The organism is Sphingomonas kaistensis, assembly GCF_011927725.1.
GTDB lineage: Bacteria > Pseudomonadota > Alphaproteobacteria > Sphingomonadales > Sphingomonadaceae > Sphingomicrobium > Sphingomicrobium kaistense.
Genome location: NZ_JAATJC010000001.1, coordinates 1,727,462 through 1,745,317, shown reverse-complemented (window position 1 = coordinate 1,745,317; position 17,856 = coordinate 1,727,462). Strand labels below are relative to the sequence as shown.

Annotated in this window: 11 protein-coding genes and 1 tRNA gene; 3 read left to right on the top strand and 9 right to left on the bottom strand. The window is 68.2% G+C overall.

The features are described 5' to 3' along the window. Nucleotides 1–13: 13 nt before the first annotated feature. Nucleotides 14–1,006, bottom strand: a complete 993-nt coding sequence (gene hemB / locus GGQ97_RS08510; protein WP_168068740.1) for a porphobilinogen synthase — start codon at nt 1,004–1,006, stop codon at nt 14–16. A 47-nt stretch (nt 1,007–1,053) separates the two neighbouring features. Here hemB and GGQ97_RS08505 point away from each other — a divergent pair, with 47 nt between their 5' ends. Next, entirely contained in the window at nt 1,054–1,944 is an 891-nt protein-coding gene (locus GGQ97_RS08505; RefSeq protein WP_168068738.1) for a diacylglycerol/lipid kinase family protein, read from the top strand. Here GGQ97_RS08505 and GGQ97_RS08500 read toward each other — a convergent pair. The 6 genes from GGQ97_RS08500 to GGQ97_RS08475 form a co-directional block, all read right to left on the bottom strand. Then, nucleotides 1,901–3,334 (bottom strand): MATE family efflux transporter, encoded by a 1,434-nt coding sequence (locus GGQ97_RS08500; protein ID WP_342448492.1) that lies wholly within the window; start codon nt 3,332–3,334, stop codon nt 1,901–1,903. The genes GGQ97_RS08505 and GGQ97_RS08500 overlap by 44 nt on opposite strands. Before the next feature lie 78 nt (nt 3,335–3,412). After that, on the bottom strand, nt 3,413–6,049 hold the full coding sequence (locus GGQ97_RS08495) for a valine--tRNA ligase (protein ID WP_168068734.1): 2,637 nt from the start codon (nt 6,047–6,049) through the stop codon (nt 3,413–3,415). 46 nt (nt 6,050–6,095) lie between these two features. Beyond that, on the bottom strand, nt 6,096–8,153 hold the full coding sequence (locus tag GGQ97_RS08490; RefSeq protein ID WP_168070881.1) for an alpha/beta hydrolase family protein: 2,058 nt from the start codon (nt 8,151–8,153) through the stop codon (nt 6,096–6,098). A gap of 45 nt (nt 8,154–8,198) precedes the next feature. Beyond that, nucleotides 8,199–8,642, bottom strand: coding sequence for a DUF2497 domain-containing protein (locus tag GGQ97_RS08485; protein WP_168068732.1), 444 nt, complete (start codon nt 8,640–8,642; stop codon nt 8,199–8,201). A gap of 15 nt (nt 8,643–8,657) precedes the next feature. After that, nucleotides 8,658–10,136: a TolC family outer membrane protein gene (locus GGQ97_RS08480; RefSeq protein ID WP_342448491.1), complete on the bottom strand. Its 1,479-nt coding sequence runs from the start codon at nt 10,134–10,136 to the stop codon at nt 8,658–8,660. 20 nt (nt 10,137–10,156) lie between these two features. After that, entirely contained in the window at nt 10,157–10,789 is a 633-nt protein-coding gene (locus GGQ97_RS08475) for a protein-L-isoaspartate O-methyltransferase family protein (RefSeq protein WP_245197918.1), read from the bottom strand. Between the two features lie 235 nt (nt 10,790–11,024). Between GGQ97_RS08475 and GGQ97_RS08470 the strand changes: the two genes are divergently transcribed. Next, nucleotides 11,025–13,916, top strand: a complete 2,892-nt coding sequence (locus GGQ97_RS08470; protein ID WP_168068728.1) for a M16 family metallopeptidase — start codon at nt 11,025–11,027, stop codon at nt 13,914–13,916. 41 nt (nt 13,917–13,957) lie between these two features. Then, a tRNA-Cys gene (locus tag GGQ97_RS08465) sits at nt 13,958–14,031 on the top strand. 46 nt (nt 14,032–14,077) lie between these two features. Here GGQ97_RS08465 and GGQ97_RS08460 read toward each other — a convergent pair. Together GGQ97_RS08460 and GGQ97_RS08455 are read right to left on the bottom strand one after the other, a co-directional pair. Then, nucleotides 14,078–15,667, bottom strand: coding sequence for a Na+/H+ antiporter (locus GGQ97_RS08460; protein WP_168068726.1), 1,590 nt, complete (start codon nt 15,665–15,667; stop codon nt 14,078–14,080). A gap of 46 nt (nt 15,668–15,713) precedes the next feature. Then, on the bottom strand, nt 15,714–17,774 hold the full coding sequence (locus GGQ97_RS08455) for a S46 family peptidase (protein WP_209022818.1): 2,061 nt from the start codon (nt 17,772–17,774) through the stop codon (nt 15,714–15,716). Between the last annotated feature and the right edge of the window lie 82 nt (nt 17,775–17,856).

The following is a 17,856-nucleotide window of genomic DNA, read 5'->3' as shown; positions in this document are numbered from 1 at the left end:
GATTACCAGCCGCTTAGCCGGAAATCAGCCGAGCCGCGTCGAGCGCATGGTAGGTGAGGATGCCGGTCGCACCAGCCCGCTTGAAGGCCAGGAGGCTTTCCAGGATCAGCGCGTCGCGGTCCCCCGCCCCGGCCGCCGCGGCATGCTCGATCATCGCATATTCGCCGCTCACCTGGTAAGCGAAGGTCGGCACCTCGAAGCGCTTGCGGACTGCGGCGACGATGTCGAGGTAGGGCATGCCGGGTTTCACCATCACCATGTCGGCGCCCTCGGCGATGTCCAGCGCCACTTCGCGCAACGCCTCGGCGGCATTGGCCGGATCCATCTGGTAGCCGCGCTTGTCGCCCTTCATTCGGCCGCCCGAGCCGACCGCGTCGCGGAACGGCCCATAAAAGGCCGAGGCATATTTGGCGGCATAGGCCATGATCGCGGTATCGCACCGGCCCGCCGCCTCGAGCCCGGTGCGGATCGCACCGACCCGTCCGTCCATCATGTCGGACGGCGCGACGATGTCTGCCCCTGCCTTAGCCTGGACCAGGGCCTGCTGGACGAGGATTGCGGTGGTCTCGTCGTTGAGGACGCAGCCTCGCTCGTCGATCAGGCCGTCGTGGCCGTGCGCAGTGTACGGGTCGAGCGCAACGTCGGTCAGCACGCCGATGTCGGGGCAGGCATCCTTCACAGCCTTGACCGCGCGGCAGATGAGATTGTCGGGATTGAGCGCTTCCTCGGCGTTGGCGGTGCGCAGGGTGCCGGGAGTGTTGGGGAACAGCGCGACGCAGGGGATACCGGCTTCCCAGGCCTGTTTCGCCCGGGCGCCGATACGGTCGACGGTCCAGCGACTGACCCCCGGAAGCGCGGCAATCGGCTCCTCGCAGCCCTGGCCATCGCAGATGAACAGCGGCAGGATGAAGTCGCTCGGGTGCAGCCGATGCTCGGCGAGCATGGAGCGGATCCACGGTGCGGAGCGGCCGCGGCGAAGACGAAGCGCAGGAAAAGCAGCAGTCATGATCACTCTATACGGCACCGCTTGGCCGTTCCAAGCATTGAGGGGCCATGGCTGACGATACGCTACCGAAACAGGCCGTCCTTATCGTCAACGCCATGAGCCGGACCGGCGGCGATGCGTATGAGGATGCGAAGCGCATGCTGGAGGAGCGCGGCATGGAGCTGCTGTCCGCCCATGCCATCACCGATCCCGAACAGATGCGCCCGACCGTGTGCAAGGCGCTGAAGGAAAAAGCGCCAATGATTATCGTCGGCGGGGGCGACGGGTCGCTGTCCAAGGCGATCGACGACTTCCTCGGCACCGACACGGTGTTCGCGCTGCTTCCGCTCGGCACCGCCAACAGCTTCGCCAAGACGCTCGGCATCGGAACCGAGCTGGCCGACGCGGTGGAGACCATCGCCACCGGGCGCAAGCTGCGGATCGACCTCGGCGCGATCGACGGCGATTATTTCGCCAATGCCGCCGCCATGGGGCTGTCGCCGCTGATCGCCGAAACCGTGCCGCACAAGCTCAAGAAGACGCTGGGGATGTTCGGCTACATGATCTGGGCGGTGCGGGTGGCCTTCAAGTTCAGGCCCTTCCGCCTTCGCATCACCGAGGGCGGCCGGGTCCACAAGGTGTGGGCGACCGAGGCGCGGATCGCCAACGGGACGCACCACGGCGGGATCGAGCTGGTCGAAAGCGCCGACCTTCAGTCGGGCGAGATCGTGGTGCAGGCAGTGACCGGCAAAAGCTTAGTGCACCTCGGCTGGAGCTGGCTTGCGACCCTTTTCAAGCTCAAGTCGCGCGATCAAAACGTGACCGAATTCCGCGGCAAGGAGCTGCGGATCGAGGCGCGCCCGCGTCAGAAGATTTCGATCGACGGCGAGCTCAGCGCCAGGACGCCGGTGACCGTTACAGTGGCGCGGGCTGCGGTATGGGTCGCGGCGCCTCGCTGACGGTCATCCGCGCCTGTTTCCACCGCCCAGACCGGAAGTAGAGCACCGCCAGCGCGAGGTTGACCAGGGTGCTGACCGGGAAGCTCCACCACAAGGCGTCGGCGCCAAGCCAGTCGCGACCGAGCCAGGCAAAGCCGATTCGCACCGGCAGCAGGCCGATGGCGAGGATGATCAGCGGTACGAACACCGCACCATTGGCGCGCACGGTGCCGAAGATGACCAGGGTGATGCCGAACAGGAGGAAGCTCCAGGTCGCGATCCACTGGATGTGGATGGCGATCGGCAGCGCCGGGCTGTCCAGCCCAAGGAACAGGCCGAGCGCCGGCCGCTCGAACAGCAGGAACAAGGCGATCATCGCGCCGGTGATCGCAAGCACCTGGACGATGGCGATGCCGGTGATCCGACCGACCCGGTCCCACTTTCCCGCACCGATATTCTGCGCGGTCATCGCGCTGACCGCCGCGCCGAACGCCATCGCCGGCATCTGGATATAGGTCCACAACTGCATGGTGACGCCGTAGGCGGCGGCCGTGTGCACGCCCTCGGCGTTGACGAGGCCGATCAGCAGCAGGCTGGAGAGCGAGATGACGATCATCTGCAGGCCCATCGGGAAGCCCTTAAGCACGATGGTCTTCAGGCGCTCCCCGGCCGGCTTGAGATAGGCCAGTTCCTTGCCGCGCAGGCGCAGCGGCAGGTCGCGCACGTAGATGAAGATCACCAGGCCGATCAGCGCGGTCCAGTTGGCGACGGTGGTGGCGACCGCGGATCCGGCGATCCCCATTTCGGGGAACGGGCCGATCCCGGAGATGAAGAAGGGATTGAGCCCGCTGTCGAGCAGCACCGCGAGCCCCATGAACCACAGGGGCGTCAGGCTGTCGCCCGATCCGCGCAGGGCCATCATGGTCATGATCATCAGGATCGCCGGCGGCATCGCGAAGAAGATCACGCGGAGATAGGCGTCGGCCAATGGCACCGCTTCGGGCGGGGTGCCGAGCAGGCCGAGGATATCCGGGCTGAAGAACCAGCCGCCGACCGCGACCAGGATGCCGAGCAGGCTGAAGAAGCCGACCGCGGTTCCGAACGCGCGGCGTGCGGCGTCTACGTCGCGGCGGCCGAACGCCTGCGCGATCAGGATCGAACTCGCCATCGAGAAGCCGAAGGTGAAGGCGCTGGCGAGGAACATCACCATGTTCGAGTTGGCGGTCGCAGCCAGCGCATCCTCGCCGATCAGCCGGCCGACCCAGGCCGAGTTGATCGAGCCGTTGAGCGACTGGAGGATCGACGAGCCCAGCGTCGGCAGCGCGAAGGCGATCAGCGTGGTGCCGATCGGCCCACTGGTGAGGTCACGCTGGCCCGGCCGGGTCAACTTGGGAGTTGGTTCGATATCCACCATCGGCCGCTCAACGTACCGAAAGCCCTGCGGTGGCCATCCCCGGCAAAAGGCCGGGGTGACGGAGCGCTATCTCCCCTACCCCAGCCGCGCCAGCGCGGCGCGGAGGCGGTCGGCCTCGGCGCTGCGGGCCTCGTGGTCGGCGCGGGCCTTGGCGACCGCTTCGGGCTTGGCGCGCTCGGCAAAGGCCGGGTTGCCGAGCCGCGCGCCCAAGCTGTCGCGATCCTTTTCCGCGGCTTCGGCGGCCTTGGCGAGGCGGGCGCGTTCGGCGTCGAGGTCGATGGCGTCACCGAGCGGGAAGGCAACGGTGGTGTCGCCGACGACGATCTGGGCCGAGCCGGCTGGCGGCGCCTCGGCCCGAACCGCGTCACCCACTTTGCCCATGCGACGGAGGGTGGCCCCCTCCTCCTCGATCATCTGGAAGACGTTGTTGCCATATTCGTTCTTCGCTCCGAGCACATGCGGCACGAGGGTCGCGGTCCACGGAACGTTGAGTTCGGAGCGCAGCGTGCGGACGCCTTCGACGAAGCCGATGATTGCCTCGACCTTGGTTTTGGCTTCGGCGTCGCTCGACGCTTGCGGCTCAGGCCACTGCGCGACGATGAGGTCGTACGGCCTTGCCCCCATGCCGTGCCACAGCTCTTCGGTGACGAACGGCATGAAGGGGTGGAGCATGACCAGGATCTGGTCGAACGCCCAGCCGGCGACGGCGCGGGTTTCCTCGTCGAAGCCGCCCTTCACCAGCTCCACATACCAGTCGCAGAAGGTGCCCCAGGTGAAGTGGTAGATGGCGTCGGCCATGCCATCGAAGCGCAGGTCGTCGAAGGCGGCGTTGAGGCGGCCGAGCGTCTCGACCACTTCGCCGATGATCCAGCGATTGACCGGCTTGGTGGCTTGTGGCGCCGCGATCGAGGCCGAAGGGCCGACCCCGTTCATCTGCAGGAAGCGTGCGGCATTCCACAGCTTGGTCGCGAAGTTGCGATAGCCTTCGACGCGCTTTTCATCGAGCTTGATGTCGCGGCCCTGGCTTTCCATCGCCGCCATGGTGAAGCGCAGCGCATCGGCGCCGTACTTGTCTATCAGACCGAGCGGGTCGACGGTATTGCCCTTGGACTTGCTCATCTTCTGGCCCTGCGCGTCACGCACCAGGCCGTGCAGATAGAGCGTGCGCCACGGCACCTCGTCCATGAACTCCAGCCCCTGCATCGCCATACGGGCATCCCAGAAGAACAGGATGTCGAAGCCGGAGATCAGGACGTCGTTCGGGTAATGGCGGGCGAGGTCCTCAGTCTTGTCGGGCCAGCCGAGCGTGGCGAAGGGCCACAGCGCCGAACTGAACCAGGTGTCGAGAACGTCCTCGTCTTGGCTGAGCACGCGGTCGTCGCCGGCCTGCGCCTGTGCCTCCTCGGCGCTCAGCGCGACAAAGGCGTTGCCGTCGGCGTCGTACCAGGCGGGGATCCGGTGGCCCCACCACAACTGGCGCGAGACGCACCAGGGCTGGATGCCTTCGAGCCAGTTGAACCAGGTCTTGGACCATGTCTCGGGCACGACCTTGATCGCGCCGGACTTGGTAGCTTCGACCACGCGCTCGGCGAGCGGCTTCACATCGACATACCATTGGTCGGTCAGCCACGGTTCGATCACCACGCCCGAACGGTCGCCGAGCGGGGTGGCGATGGTGCGGTCCTCGACTTTGACCAGAGCGCCATCGGCCTCGAGCAGCGCGACCACGCGCTTGCGGGCCTCGAAGCGCTCCAGCCCAAGCAATTCGGCCGGGACCAGCCCATCGGAGGTCTGGCAGATGTTGGCGGCAGCATCGAGCATGTTGAACATCTCGGCGGCCTTGAATCCCGCACGCTTGCCGACCTCGAAATCGTTGAAGTCGTGGCCGGGCGTGATCTTGACTGCGCCGCTGCCAAGCTCCGGATCGGCATGCTCGTCGGTGACGATCGGGATCAGGCGGCCGGTGATCGGCAATTTGATCTGCTTCCCGACCAGCGCGGCGTAGCGCGCGTCCTCCGGATGCACCGCGACCGCCATGTCGGCGAGCATTGTCTCGGGGCGGGTGGTCGCGACCTCGATATGGCCGCTGCCGTCGGCGAGCGGGTAGCGCAGGGTCCAGAACTTGCCGGCCTGGTCGCGGGTCTCGACCTCGAGGTCGGAGATGGCGGTCTGGAACTTGGGATCCCAGTTCACCAGGCGCTTGTCGCGGTAGACGCGGCCGCGCTTGTGCAACTCGACGAAGGTGTGGAGGACGGCTTTGGAAAAGCCCTCGTCCATGGTGAAGCGTTCGTTCGCCCAGTCGCACGACGCGCCGAGGCGGCGGAGCTGGCGGGTGATCTGGCCACCGCTCTCGTGCTTCCATTCCCACACCTTGTCGACGAACTGTTCGCGGGTGAAATCGGTGCGCTTCTGCTGCTGAGCGTTGAGCTGGCGCTCCACCACCATCTGCGTGGCGATCCCGGCATGGTCGGTGCCGACCACCCACAAAGCGTCCTTGCCTTGCATCCGGGCGCGGCGGACGAGGATGTCCTGCAGCGTGTTGTCGAGCGCGTGGCCGATGTGGAGGCTGCCCGTGACGTTGGGCGGCGGCATGACGATGGTGAACGGCTCGGCGTCGGGGCGTGCCGGGCGGAACGCACCGCTCTCCTCCCACTGCTGGTACCAGCGGGCTTCGATCGGGCCGGGTTCGAACGTCTTGGGAAGGTCGGTCATGGTTGCGGCGGTTAGCGAGAGCCAACCGCCGAAACAACCGTGTGACTTAGTCGGCGGTGCCCATCGTCGGCTGCCCGCCGGTCCAGCGCTTCATCCAGCCCTCGACTTCGCGATACCATTGGATCGAGTTCTGCGGTTTCAACACCCAGTGGTTCTCGTCGGGGAAGACGACCAGCTTGGACGGGATGTTGCGGCGCTGGAGGGCGGTGAAGGACGCGATCCCCTGGGTATAGGGGATGCGGTAGTCCTTCTCGCCGGTGATGACGAGCATCGGGGTCTTCCACTTGGCGACGTGGTTGACCGGGTTCCAGCGTTCGAACGCGGCCGGATCCTCGTAATAGGTCTTGCCGCCATGCTCCCACTCGTCGAACCACAGCTCCTCGGTCTCGTAGGCCATGGCGCGGGCGTCAAACACGCCGTCGTGCTGGACCAGGCACTTGAAGCGGTCGGGCCACTGGCCGGCGATCCAGTTCATCATGTAGCCGCCGTAGCTGGCGCCCAGCGCGCAGGCATTGTCGGCCTGGAGCTGCTTGTCCTGCGCTGTCGCATAGGCGAGGCCGAGCTGGAGGTCCTGCAGCGGCTTGCCGCCCCAGTCATTGCGGATGCTGTCGGTGAAGGCCTGGCCGTAGCCGGTGCTCCCGTGGAAATCGACGCTGACCACGCCCATCCCCATCGAGGCCATCACCCGCGGGTTCCAGCGATAGGACCAGCCGTTGCCGAAGCTGCCCTGCGGGCCGCCGTGGACGACGAAAGCGATCGGCAGGCTGTGATTGACGACCGGCTTGACCTTGATGCCCCACACCTTGTCGCCATTGGCGCCGGCGAAGCTGAAGCGGTCGACCGTGACCGGATCGAGCTCGGCCAGCAGCGCCTTGTTGACGGCGGTCAGCTGCACCGGCTTCCCGCGCCCGCGGAGAAGGTAGAGGTCGTCGGGCGCCTGGATGCTGTTGGAGGTGTAGAGCAACGCGCCGTTGGGAAGCGCCTGGACGTTGCCCGCACTGCCCTCGGCGGTCAGGCGGGTGACCCGGCCGCTGGCGACATCGACGCGGAAGATCGGGTGCTCGAGCGTGTCGCCGGTGGTGACCAGGATCGAGCGATTGTCCGGCGCCCACTCGATCGAGCCGACCGAGCGATCCCAGCCCTGGGTCAAGGCGCGAACGCGGCCGGTGCCAAGGTCGCGCAGCATCAGCACCTGGCGGTCGGCCTCATAGCCGGCGCGGGCCATCGAGACGTAGGCGAGCGTGCGGCCGTCGGGCGAGACGGTCGGCAACGTGTCGGTGCCGTCATTGTCGGGGGTGAGGTTGGTCGGCCGGCCCGAACCGTCGGCGGGCGCCGCGAAAACATCGAGGTTGGTCGAGGTGGGCTCGATCCGCCCCGCCTCGCGCAGCGCGAAGAAGACGGTGCGGCCATCCCTGGACCAGCTGATCTCCTCGCCCCCGCCGAACGGCTTGGACGGGGTGTCACCGACCAGCTCGCCCGTGACGCGGGTGCCGAAGCCCTGAAGCTTCCCGCCCGTGATGTCGAAGGTGTAGATGCGGCTCTTGGTGCCGGGCTCGGCCCAAGTGTCCCAGTGGCGCACGAACAATTGATCGTAGACCCGGCCCGACCCCGGCTCCTTGGCGGCGAAGGTGGTCGCGGCGCAGGCGAGGTCAGGGCAATCGCGCTGGTCGGCCCAGACCAGCACCCGCTTGCCGTCGGGGCTGAGCTTGAATCCCGCAACATCGGCGCCGAAGTCGCTCATCACCTGCGCAGGCTGCCCCATCACCATGCGGTGAAGCTGGTCGCGCTGGCCCACGGCCTTGAGGAAGTAGAGCGCGCCATCCGGTCCGAACACCGCGTCATGGCCACCCTCGGCCCCGGCGACCGGCTGCGGCGCGGCACCGGTCCGGGTGAGGTCGAGGCTGTGGAGGAGATTGGCACGCTTGTTGGCGGTAAGGTCGGTGGTCGACAGGGTGAACACCGCGGTCCTGCCATCGGGCGAGACTTCGGGAGCGCCCAGTCGGCGCATCATGTGCATGTCGGTGGCGGTCATCGGCCGGGCGGCGACGACCGTGGGAGCGAGAACGGCGGCAGCGGCCGCCAGCAGAAGGGAGCGCTTGATCATGGCGCCGAGGCGTAGCAGCGCGGCGATGAACCGCAAGTGGCGGTGCTAGAGCCCCTGCCCCGTGATCCGGCCGATCTCGCGCTTCACATGCTCGTCGACGATGCCGGGGAGGTTCTGGTCGAGCCAGTCCTTGAGCATCGGGCGCAGCATGTCACGGACCATCTGCTCGAGCGGATTGACCGCGGGCGGCGGCGGCGCAGACGCGGCTGCTTCCTGCAGCGCGGCGAGTCGGGACCTGCTGGCCTCGGCCGCATCGTCGCTGACCAGCGGCGGGCCGAGGTCTACCGGCGGGAGCTTCAGCTCCTCGACCACCATCTCCTCGAGCTCGAGGATCTCGGGTTCGCCCGCTTCTTCCTCGTCCGGCGTCTCGGGCGCTGGTGCGGGAGCCGGCGCGGCGACCGACACGGTACTGCGCAGCTCCTTCTCCTCCGCGATCACTTTCTTGATCGAAGCGAGGATGTCTTCCATCGAGGGTTCGCGGCCAGCCATTCCGCACTGCTACCCTCAACGCGGAGGGGTTGTCACCCCTGGGCTGGGCGGACCGGCAATCGGCGCGGCGGGCTGAGTGGCGAGCGGCTCCTCCGCCGCGGACACGGTGCGGGTCGAACGCGGCACGTAGCGCTTCTCGCTGGACCAGTCGTTCCACTGGCCTGCGACCCGGCGATAGGCACCGATCGGATCGTAGAGCGGCCCGCCCTCGAGCCCGAGGTCCTCGGCCTCGGCCTGGCCCATCGCGTTCAGCAGCTGGAAGCCGGCGACATATTGGTCGCGCCGCGCGGTGACCAACTGGACCTGCGCGTTCAGCAATTCCTGCTCGGCATTCAGGACGTCGAGTACGGTGCGGGTGCCGACGCTGCGTTCGGCCCGGGCGCCCTCGAGCGCGAGTTGGGCGGCGGAAACGGCGACCTCGTTGGAAGCGATCGCCTGGCGGGTCGCGACCACGCTGGCGAAGGCGGAGCGGACCGACTGGACGATCAATCGTTCGGTCTCGATGGTGCGCTCGAGCAATTGCCCTTCGACCGCGCGGGCCTGGGCGATGCGTGCGCTGGGCAGGCCGCCCTGATAGAGCGGAATGCGCGTGTTGACGCCGACGGTGGTCTGCGTCCCGGCGCGCGGAATGCCCGCCGAGCTGCCGCCCACGGTGTTCACATAATCGCCGCTGAGCACGCCCGACACGGTCGGCAGGCGATCGGCGGCAGCGACCCGTACGTCGAGCCCGGCGGCTTCGGCCTGGCGGACCACGGCGATCACGTCGGGATTGGACACCAGTGCGATCCGCACCGCTTCCTCGGCATTGGCGGGAAGCGGGGGAAGCGGCGGCGGCGAGGCAAGCTGGCCGGGCGCCGATCCGACGACCTGGCGATAAAAGGCTTCACTCGACAACAGGCGGCCCTGCGCCAGCGCGAGGTTCGAACGCGCCAGCGACAGGCGGGCTTCGGACTGGGCGACGTCGGTGCGGGTCAGGTCGCCGATCTCGAAGCGGTCCTGGGTCGCCTGGAGGTTGGTGGTGAGGACCTGGATCTGGTTGCGGTTGAGCTCGACGATGGCGCGGTCGCGGATCACGTCCATATAGGCCTGGACCGCCTGGACGAAGACATCGCCCTCGACCGCGCGAAGGGTCGCGCGCCCGGCTTCGACGCGGGTCCGCGCGGCCTCGACCGAATTCCTGACCCGGCCGCCCTGGAACAGCGGCAGGCTAAGGTCGAGCCCGCCCGACACGACCGGGCCCTTGCCGCGACCGGTGTCGAGCACGCCCGACCGGGTAAGGTCGCGATTGAGCCCAACGGTGGCGGCGACCTGCGGACGACCGGCGGCGCGGGCAACCGCGACCCCCGCGTCATTGACTCGAAGCGCTTCGCGCTGGCCGTTGAGGGTGGGATTGGTCCGGTAGGTCGAGACCAGGGCCTCGCGCAGCGTGTCGGCCGCGGCCGGGCTGGCCAGGATCAGCGCGGCAAGCGCACTGCAGCTTAGAAGATGGCGCACAGGGTGCTTTCTTTGACGCATCAGAAGGTGAAGACAGCCGGCCGAGCGAAGCCCGGCAACGGCGCCATGGAGGAATCGGCGAAGCTCTTGAGGCCGAAGCCGTGAACCGAACGTGTCCCGACCTGGAGCCGCGACACGCCATTTTCGACGAGCCCGAGCGCGAGCCGGCCGCCCGGCTTGAGCTGTTCGACCAGGGCGTCGGGCAATTGCTCGATCTCGCCGTCGACCAGGATGATGTCGAACGGGGCAAGCGACGGCGCGCCTTCCTCGAGCGGCCCGGCGTGGACCGTGACGCCCGGAAGGCCGCGCAACTGCTCGACCAAGGCGGGATCGCTCTCGACCGCGACGACCTTGAGGCCCATCTGCGCCAGGACAGCGCTGCTGTAGCCGGTGCCCGCACCGACCACGAGCGCGCGCTCGCCGGTCCGGCAATGAAGCTCGTTCAGCAGCCGGCCGAGACTGGTCGCCGGGCTCAGCGAACGACCGTTGCCGAGCGGAACCATGCGGTCGATATAGGCCATCGACTGCGACGACGCGGGCACGAAGGCTTCGCGCGGAACGGTCGCCATCGCTGCAACCACCAGCGGATCGGTGACCGCCTGCGGCCGAAGCTGGCTGTCGACCATCGCACGGCGTGCCTGGGCAAAGTCCATCGGAATCTCGTCGTCCTTCTGAGCTGATCGCTGCAGTGTCTTATCGCACTATGACACCGTCATTGGCAATGCTCATGTAACGTTCGCTGCCCGTCCCGCCAAGCATGGCTGCCTCCGTTTATCGAACGGAGCCGCCGCGAGGTCGAGAGCGGCAACGCTCGTGCTTGGCAGGCCCGGGCTGCTCGGCTCTAACCATGGCATACCCCAAGTGACTGTGATTCGGGCAGGAGATGGCATGTTTGTGAAGCGCCGCGTGGCATTGGCGACCCTTGTCCTGCTGGCGGGGACGAGCCTCTCCGCAGCGCCATCGTCCCGCCCTGCCGCCGCCGCCGCGGCGCAATCGGCCTCGGGCTGGATGCGCGGCGACGGGCTGCGGGTCGATCCGGAACTCAAGCTCGGCACCCTTTCCAATGGCCTCCGCTATGTCATCCGCCGCAACAAGACCCCGCCAGGGGTCGCTGCGGTCCGCCTGCGGATCGACACCGGATCGCTGAACGAGGCCGACGACCAGCGCGGCCTCGCCCACTTCCTCGAGCACATGGTCCTGAACGGGACCCAGAACGTGCCGGAAGGCGAGTTCGTGCGGCGGCTCGAGCGGGCCGGTCTGCGCTTCGGGCCGGACACCAACGCCTCGACCAGCTTCGGGCAGACGGTGTTCAAGCTCGACCTGCCGCAGACCGACAAGGCGACGCTGGACGAGGCGATGTTTCTCCTGCGCGAAGTGGCGGGGCGAGCCACCATCGATGCCGCCGCACTCGACCGCGAACGCGGCATCATCCTGTCCGAGGAACGCGCCCGGGCGACCCCCGGCTATCGCATGCTGGTCGACCAGCTGGCCTGGCTGTACCCCGGGCAGCGGCTGAGCCAGCGGCTGCCGATCGGCACCACCGAGGTCATCCGCACCGCGCCGCGCCAACGGCTGCTCGACTATTACCGCGCATGGTACCGGCCCGAACGCGCCACTCTGGTGGTGGTCGGCGACGTCGATCCGGCCGACATCGAGCGTCGGCTGCAGACGCAGTTCGGCGACTGGAAGGGGGTCGGGCCCGCGGGCAAGCATGTCGATCAGGGCCGCCCTGCCCCGCGTTCGACCGAGGGACGCGTGTTCGTCGATCCGGCCTTTGCCGCCTCCATGACGCTCAACTGGGTCCGTCCGCCCGACCTCGCACCCGACAGCGTCGCGCAGCGCACCCGCGAGCTCGAGGAGCAGCTGGCCGGGACCATCCTCAACCGCCGGCTCGAAAAGCTTGCACAGCTCGACGGAAAACCGCCCTTCATCTCGGCCCGGGTCTACAGCTCCGAACTGGAAGACACCGCCGCCACCACCGGCCTGTCGGCCGAGGCGAAGCTTGGCGACTGGCGCTCCGCGCTGACCACGATGGACCATGAACAGCGCCGGCTGGTCGATCACGGCGTCACCGCTGACGAGGTCGAGCGCGAACTGGTCGGCGTCCGTACCGCGCTGCAGGCTGCGGTGGCTTCCGCACCGACCCGCGCCAGTGCGGCGCTGGCCGAGGGCGTGGTGGCTGCGATCGACCGCGATTCGGTGGTCACCACCCCCGCCGATCGCCTCGCTTTCTACGAACGCATCGCGCCCTCTCTCACCCCCGAACGGATCGGCGCCGCGGCGCGACGGTTGTTCTCCGGATCGGGCCCCTTGCTGTATCTCAGCCTGCCGCGGCCGCTGGTGACCACGGAGGCGGCGCTCGCCACCTACCAGGCCTCGCGCAAGGTGGCGGTCACCCCGCCGCTGGCGCAGGCGCGGATCGACTGGCCTTATTCGAGCTTCGGGACCGCCGGGAAGATCGTCGAGCAACGCAACTTTGCCGAGGTCGGGGCGACCCACGTCCGCTTCGACAATGGCGTCCGGCTGACGGTGCGGCCAAGCGCGGCGCGCAAGGAGCAGGTGCTGGTCAGCGTGCGCTTCGGCGACGGGCGGCTCGCCATGCCGACGGATCGGACGAGCCCCGAATGGGCGCTTGGCAACGCCTTCACATTCGGCGGCACGGGCAAGCTCGATGCCGACGGGGTCAATCGCGCGCTGACCGGAAAGCTGGTGGGGGCAAGCTTCGCGGTCGACGACGACCGCTTCGTCCTTGCCGGTGCGACCCGTCCGGCCGACCTTCCGACCCAGATGCAGCTGCTTGCCGCCTATGTGGCTGAACCCGGCTGGCGGCCGCTCGGCTGGGAGCGGATCAAGGCACAGTCGGCCTCGATCCACGACCGCTTCGAAAGTTCGCCGGGCGGAGTGCTAAGCCGTGACCTCGGCTTCCTGCTGCGCTCGGGCGACCGGCGCTGGGCAGTGCCGAGCCGGATCGCGATGCGGACCAGCACCATCGGCGATGCGAAGACCCTGGTCGATCCCGCGCTTCGGTCCGGCCGGATCGAGATCATCATGGCAGGCGACATCACGGTCGACCAGGCGATCGCCCAGACCGCGGCGACCTTTGGCGCCCTGCCCGCGCGCGCAGACAGCAACCCCGCGCCCGGGCCGATGGCGTTCCCGGCTCCTCCTCCCGGCGGGATCGTGACCCTCAATCACAAGGGCCGCGAGGACCAGGCGGTGGGGATGATCGCCTGGCCGACCACCGGCTATTCGCCCGAAACCCGCCAGCTGGCGCGTACCCTGACCCTGCTGGGCGCGGTGTTTCAGCTTCGGCTGACCGACGAACTGCGTGAAAAGGAAGGCGTCAGCTATGCCCCTACGGCGGCGCATGGCGCATCGTCGACCTGGGGGCGCTACGGTTATCTGGCGGCGCAGGTCGAGGCTCCGCCGGCCAGCCTTTCCGGATTTTTCGCCGCCGCCCAGCGGATCGCCGACGACCTGGCGACCAAGCCGATCGACGACGACGAACTCGCCCGGGCGCGGCGGCCGATGCTGGCGGCCATCGAGCGGTCGCGCGATGGCAATGGCTACTGGATGGGCGCGCTCGAGGATCTTGAAAACCCGTTTACGGCCGAAAGCATCCGCACCCAGCGCTCCGACCTCGAAGCGGTCACTCCGGCCGCCCTGAAGGAAGCGGCGGCGCGCTACCTGCTTGGGCCCAAGGCGTTCCGGATCCAGGTGGTCAAGGGCGACACGCCAAAGTCACCGGTTCCGGCGGTCGTATCGTTGTCCAGAGATTGACAGGCCCGCGGTGCCCCTGCTTAGGGGACGCGCCGCATCGGGGCCCGATGGCGGAGTGGTGACGTAGAGGACTGCAAATCCTCGCACCCGGGTTCGATTCCCGGTCGGGCCTCCAATCTCCTTACGTTCGGACATGACGGCGAAGCCGCCGAGCGCTGCTCCTAGGCGTCGTCGCCGCGCTGGTAGAGGATTCCGACTTCCTCCAGATCGAGGTCACGCTCGAGGTCGTGCAGCACCTCGTCCTCAATCTCGCCGCGGCGGTGGAGGCGGAGCAGTTCGGCCCGGCCGGATGCGATCACGCCCAGCATCAAGTCGAAGTGCGGCCTGATCCTTTCCATGAAATTATCGGCGTCAGCGGCATAGCGCTGGGTGCCGACCGCCCGGCTACGATAGGTTTCGAGCAATTGAGGGTGAAGCAACTGCCCCTCCCCGTCATAGGCGACCCGTTCGGCGGCCTGGAATTTGGCTTGCGCCACGGCGGCTTCGGCTGACGGAAGAGCGACGGGCGCGGGCGGGTCGACATCGGCGGGCCGGAGCAAGCGGATCACGCCGCCAAGCGTACTTCCTTGAAGGACCACCGTCACCAGGATCACCGCAAAGGCGGTCACCAGCATCAGGTCGCGCTCGGGGAAGCTGGCGGGCAAGCTCAGCGCCACGGCAAGGGTGACCACGCCGCGCATTCCCGCCCAGCTGAGCACGCCGGCCTGCCGCCATCCGAGCGGCCGCGCCGAGCGCAGGCCCGACGCGCGGAGCCCTGACAGCAGGGCCTCCGAGCCGGCGATCCAGAGAAAGCGGGTGAGGATGACCGTCACGGTGATCACCAGCGCCGGGAGCGCAAGCGTTCCGAGTACCTCGCCGAAGCCGCCGATACGCTCCACCACGCCGCGCAGCGAAAAGCCCATCAGGATGAAGATCAGCGCTTCCAGCGTGAACACCAGGGTCCGCCAGAAGGCGCTTCCCTGCAGCCGCACCCGGGCCGGCAGCAGGCTGTGCTGGAACCAGCCGAAGATGATCCCGGCGGTGACGGTGGCGATGACCCCCGACACATGCAGCGTCTCGCCGATCAGATAGGCGGCCCAGCACAGCAGGGTCGAGGTCGCGACCACCAGCGTGTCGTCGGTCAGCCGGCGGAGGACCAGCATCCAGCCGGCGGCGACCGCGCCCCCCACCGCCACGCCGCCAAGCGCGAGGATGAAGAAATTGCCGACCGCTTCGCCAGTGTCGAACGAGCCGACCAGGGTCGCGGCGACGGCGAAGCGGAACAGCACCAGGCCGGTCGCGTCGTTGAGCAGGCTTTCGCCTTCCAGCAGCGCTTGCAGACGCCGCGGTAGCGTGACGCGATTGAGGACGGCGCGGGCGGCAACCGCGTCGGGCGGCGAGACGATCGCGCCAAGTGCCAGGCACGCGGCAAGCGGGAGCGTCGGGACCAGCCAATGGGCTACGGCGGCCACGACGACTGCGGTGAACAGCACGGTCCCGACCGCCAGCGAGAGGATACCCGGCAAGTGCCGACGGAAGCGGCCGAAGGCGGTGTAGTAAGCGCCGTCGAACAGCAGCGGCGGCAGGAACAGGACGAGGATCAGCTCGGGGTCGAGCGAGATGGCCGGAAGGCCAGGCACGAACGCCAGCGCCCCGCCGCCAAGCAGAAGCGCAGCCGACGGGGGCAGCCGCATCTTCGCCGCAAGCAGGTGCAGCGCGACGGCGGCGGCGAGCAGGAGAAGGACGGTTTCGAGCGTCTCGACCGGATGCATAGCGGCTTACGCTACGCGTCGCAGCGACGCCGCGCCAGCCGCCGCCCTAGCGGACGCCGAGCTCGCGCAGCAGGTGGCCCTGACCGTAGGCGTGGCGAAGCGCAGCGGTCACCGCCGAGGTCGTCACCAGCACGCTGCGGTTGATCTCCGGATCGTAGCCGTAGGCGTTGCGCTGGGTCAGCACGGTGGAATCGAAATTCGCCCCGATGATCTCGCCCCGGGCGTTGATCGCGGGCGAGCCCGACGAGCCGCCGATGGTGTCGGTCGAAGCCGCGACGTCGAGAATGGTGGCGCCCGGAATGCGGTCCTTCGCCGCCAGCAGGCGCGGCGCGACGTCGAACGGCTCGGCCCCGGTCGCGCGCTGCCACAGCCCGCCGAAGGTTGTCGCATAAGGCACGGTCCGGCCCTGATATGTCCAGCCCTTGAGGCGGCCATAAGTCAGGCGAAGGGTGCCGGTGGCGTCGGGATAGAGGCTGGTTCCGAACACCGCGAAGCGCGCCTTGGCGAGCGCCTCGCTGGCGCGGTCGGTCGGGGCCTGGACCTTGCCCTCATATTCGGTGCGAGTGGCGCGAGTGACGTCCTGGATTCGAGCCAAGAACTGGATCAGCGGATCGTCGCTCGCCTGAACCGCGGGAAGGCCGCCCTCCCACAGTGCCTTGCGGACGGCCGGATCGCCGAGCCTGGTGCCGCGCGCCAATCGCGCGGCGAGCGCCTCGGGCGATTCCTTGCCCAGCAGCGGCGCGATGCGGGGATCGTCCACCGTCAGGATCTCGCGCGCCTTGGACAGCCACCAGGCGAGCTGCACCTCGTCCAGCGCCGGATAGGTCGGCCGCGTCGCGAGCAGGCCGTTCTCGACCTGTGCCAGCCGCGCGTCGCCATATTCGGGGAGGCGCTCGGCATTGGCCTTGGGCCGCTCCTGCGCCCCCCGGACGATGTCCTTGGCCCAGCTGAACAGCTGCGAGCCGCCGCCGGCGCGCGTCTCGAGCATGTAATAGCCGGGGTAGAGGCGGACCATTTCCGGCTGGAGATTGGCAAGGTCGGTCCACGGATCGCCGATCGACTGACGCAGCGCAGGGTCGGCCTGGACCTTGGCGCGGAACGCGGCCTCGGCCTCGGCGCGGCGGGCCATGAAGCGCGCATCGATCAGCGATTGCTGCCGACCGAACCCGCGCTTGTAGGTGTTCTCGACCCCCGAGATCGCCTGCCCCGCGATAAAGGCGTTGCGCTCATTCTCGTGGGAAAAACGCAGCAGCCGGCCGCGAAGCTCGCTGTTGATCAGCTGCTCGAGCGGCAGGGTCACGTCCTGCACCGTGCCAAGCTGCGCCTGCGTCAGCAGCCGCTGGGTCGCGCCCGGGCTGCCCGACAGGAACACCGGCTGGTTCTCCTGCGGCGGAGCCGGGTTCCAGCGCAGGAAGCCCGGCGTCTTCACCGGACGGTCGTTCTCGTAGATGCGGACAAAGGCGGCATCGACGGCGAAACGCGGGAAGCTGAAATTGTCGAGGTCGCCGCCGAACGCCGAGGCGCGATGCTCAGGCGCGAAGGCGAGCCGGACGTCGGCATAGCGGCGATAGGTGTAGAGCTTGAATTGCCCGCCGCGATAAAGCGTCACCACCTGGCAGCGCCGCGTCTTGTCGGACCCGCAGGCCTCGGCCTCGATCCGCCCGGCCTCGGCATCGCGCGCCTTGGTGAACGCGTCACCGCTCAGGCCCCCACCGGCCGCCTGCATCCGCTGGGTGACGTCGCCGATGTTGGTCAGGACCTCGGCCACCATGCCGGGGCACTTGCGCTCCTCCGCGCGCGAGGCCGGCGTGAAACCGGTCTGCACGTAATTGCGCTCGGGCATCGATAGATCCTCGACGCAGCGCGAGGCGACATGCTCGTTGGTCAGGATCAGGCCCTCGGACGACACCAGCCCGCCCGACGCCCCGCCCAACCGGACCGAGGCGAGGCGGACCTTGTCGAGCCACTTCTGGTCGATCGACACGCCAAGGTCGCGGTTGGCCGCGGCAATGGGGAAATTGTCGAAGGTCCACATCCCTTCCTCGGCCGACGCCATCGTGGAAAGCAGAACGAAGCTGGAGGCGAGGAAAAGGTTCGAACGGCGCAAGGGAAATACTCCTGAGACGATGATCGCCCGTATCACAGGCAGATGGCGCGACAAGCTTGGCGATATCGTGCCCCGTGCGACG